Source organism: Polaromonas sp. P1_E1_2 (genome assembly GCF_056406035.1).
On sequence record NZ_JBFUAZ010000579.1, the window covers coordinates 1 to 2,698 of the forward strand.

Below are 2,698 nucleotides of genomic sequence, written 5' to 3' on the forward strand. Positions count from 1 at the left end.
CTTCCAGCGCGTTCAAGCTGGGCCATCAGGTGGTGGTTTTTCTTCCGGTCAAAAGCCACGCCTCCAAAAGCCAGGCCTCAGCCTCCAGCCGCAGTCGCGGCAGCTCCGCCAAAGTGACCAAACGCAGCAATACCAAGACGGTCGTCAAGTCCAAAAAACGTTGACGTTCCGGAGCACGCGCTCCAGCAGTCACCAGCTGCGGGGCTGCTGCTACAGCTTGAACGAACCGCTGCCGAACAAACCGATCAAGCCGATAACGATCAGGTAAATCGCCACGATGTAATTGAGCAGCCGCGGTATCAGCAGGATAAGAATCCCCGCGATGAGCGACACGATGGGGCCGATGCTGAGTGAAAGATTCATGGTGTGTCCTTGGAGTGAAGCCGGCTCGCCGCTGCTGCGCATGGCAGAAGCGGTGAAGGCAGCCACGACTTTAAGGAGCAGCCCGGCCGCAGGCTGTAGGACGACAGGAAGAATTGCAGTGCAGAGAAAGCGTCAAAGTTTTTCCGTCTCGCCGGTGCGCGGCTGCCATTTCATGAGCCGCTTCTCCAGCTTGCCAACAATGCCGTCCAGCACCAGGGCAAATGCCGTCAGCACCACGATGCCGGCAAACACCGTGTTCACGTCAAACGTGCCCTCGGCCTGCAAAATCAGGTAGCCCACTCCGCGCGCAGAGCCCAGGTATTCACCCACGACGGCCCCGACAAACGCCAGGCCCACAGAGGTATGCAGGCTGGAAAACACCCAGCTGGTCGCGCTTGGCAGGTACACCGTGCGCAGCAGCTGGCGCTGGTTGGCACCCAGCATACGGGCATTGGCCAGCACCACCGGGCTGACCTCTTTTACGCCCTGGTAAACATTGAAGAACACGATGAAAAATACCAGCGTGACCGCCAGCGCCACCTTGCTCCAGATGCCAAGGCCGAACCACAGCGCAAAAATGGGTGCCAGGATCACACGGGGCATGGAATTGGCCGCCTTGATGTAGGGGTCCAGGATGGCGCTGGCTGTAGGGGCCAGGGCAAGCCACAGGCCGCACGCCAGGCCCAGCACGGTGCCTATGCCGAAGGCCAGCACGGTTTCCAGCAAGGTGGTGCCCAGGTGAAGGTAGATGTCGGCGTTGCCCGGCAAGCCATCGGGAAACATGCGGCTTTCACCAAAACCGAAAGGCATGAACCAGCTCCACACCCTGCCGGCGACCTTGATGGGCTCGCCCAGGAAAAAAGCAATTTTCTGGTCGCGCGAAGCCAGATGCCAGCCCAACAGCACGAGTACCAACAAGCCCAGCTGCCAGGCGCGCAGGTTGTTTTCTGAAGGTTTGAGGCGGCGCCACATGCTCAAGCCGCTTTCTTCAGTTGCTGCGCGTAACCTTTAAGGACCTCATCGCGCAACACATTCCATATCTGCGTATGCAGCTCGACAAACCGCGGCTGACTGCGTACCTCGGCAACATCGCGCGGACGAGGCAGATCGATGGCAAATTCGCCGATGGGATGCGTGCCGGGTCCAGCCGACAGCACCACCACCCTGTCGCTCATGGCAATGGCCTCGTCAAGATCGTGGGTGATGAACAGCACGGCCTTCTTTTTTGCGGCCCACAGGTCCAGCACCTCGTTTTCCATGAGCTGGCGCGTCTGAATGTCAAGCGCACTGAAAGGTTCGTCCATCAGGATGATGTCGGGATCCAGCGCCAGCACCTGGGCCAGTGCGGTGCGCTTGCGCATGCCGCCCGAAAGCTGGTGCGGATAGCGGTCGCCGAACTCGCCCAGCCCCACGCGTTCAAGCCAGTCCTGCGCCTGGCGGCGGGCCTCGGTATCCGGAACACCACGGTATTGCAAGCCCATCATCACATTGGCGATGGCGCTGCGCCACGGCATTAAGGCTTCAGTCTGGAACATGTAGCCGGCGCGGGTGTTGATGCCGCCCAGCGGTTGGCCAAACACCCGAACCTCACCGGAAGACGGCTCCAGCAAACCGGCACCAATATTGAGTAACGTGGATTTACCGCAACCTGTAGGCCCGACAACCGAAACGAATTCACCGGCCCGTATGCGCAAGGTGGTGTCGCTTACCGCCGCATAACGCTGGCCCGCATCGTCGCGCGAGCGAAAGGTGCAGCTGATGTTGATCAGCTCCAGGGCACAGGCGTCGTCGGGTTCTGGCATGGCGGGAGCTTACAGCAAGGTGCTTGCGCAGGGCCTCTATCTTCACCAGCCGGGGCCGCGGGACTGGCTTTGCCAGACCGCAGGCGCAGCGGCCCCCTCGGGGGGGGCAGCGCATTACACGAAGTGAAAAGCGTKGGGGCTCAAGCTTTGAATCGGTCCTTGGCCTTGCGCGCAAACTCGTTGGTATAGGTCTTGGCGATGTCGATCTTGTCGGCCTTGATGCTGGGGTCAAAGCTTGCCAGTGCCTTGAGCGCCGTGCGCGCGCCGTCATCAGGAATGATGCCGTCAAGCGAAATCGACTCACGCACCTTGTTGAATGACGCAAGGTACAGCGCCCGGTCACCCAGCAGGTAGCTCTCGGGCACGGTCTTGATGATGTCACCGGGGCCTGCAGTCTGCAGCCATTTGAGCCCATGCACGATCGCATTGGCCAGTGCCTGGCAAGTGTTGGGATTTTTCTGGACGAACTCTATCGGGGCGTACAGGCAGGCCGCCGGCATGGAACCGCCAAAAACTTCGATCGTGCCCTTGAG

The 2,698-nt window shown here is 60.5% G+C and carries 3 protein-coding genes and 1 pseudogene; all 4 read right to left on the minus strand.

Annotated features, from left to right (window positions below; genetic code table 11):
* Window positions 1–210: 210 nt before the first annotated feature.
* The gene (locus AC1D1P_RS20175) at window positions 211–363 is read right to left on the minus strand and encodes a DUF3096 domain-containing protein (RefSeq protein ID WP_348050368.1); all 153 of its coding nucleotides are present in this window, start codon (window positions 361–363) and stop codon (window positions 211–213) included.
* A gap of 132 nt (window positions 364–495) precedes the next feature.
* Window positions 496–1,335 carry an ABC transporter permease gene (locus AC1D1P_RS20180; RefSeq protein ID WP_477674190.1) on the minus strand — a complete coding sequence of 280 codons (840 nt, stop codon included), beginning with the start codon at window positions 1,333–1,335 and terminating at the stop codon, window positions 496–498.
* A gap of 2 nt (window positions 1,336–1,337) precedes the next feature.
* Window positions 1,338–2,165: an ABC transporter ATP-binding protein gene (locus AC1D1P_RS20185; protein WP_477670871.1), complete on the minus strand. Its 828-nt coding sequence runs from the start codon at window positions 2,163–2,165 to the stop codon at window positions 1,338–1,340.
* Between the two features lie 140 nt (window positions 2,166–2,305).
* Window positions 2,306–2,698: pseudogene (locus AC1D1P_RS20190) on the minus strand (ABC transporter substrate-binding protein); the annotation flags it as partial.

What these genes read in the sequence shown, in the direction of transcription:
- AC1D1P_RS20175 (WP_348050368.1), bottom strand. Translation starts at nt 363, where the DNA reads ATGAATCTTTCACTCAGCATCGGCCCCATCGTGTCGCTCATCGCGGGG.
- AC1D1P_RS20180 (WP_477674190.1), bottom strand. Translation starts at nt 1,335, where the DNA reads ATGTGGCGCCGCCTCAAACCTTCAGAAAACAACCTGCGCGCCTGGCAG.
- AC1D1P_RS20185 (WP_477670871.1), bottom strand. Translation starts at nt 2,165, where the DNA reads ATGCCAGAACCCGACGACGCCTGTGCCCTGGAGCTGATCAACATCAGC.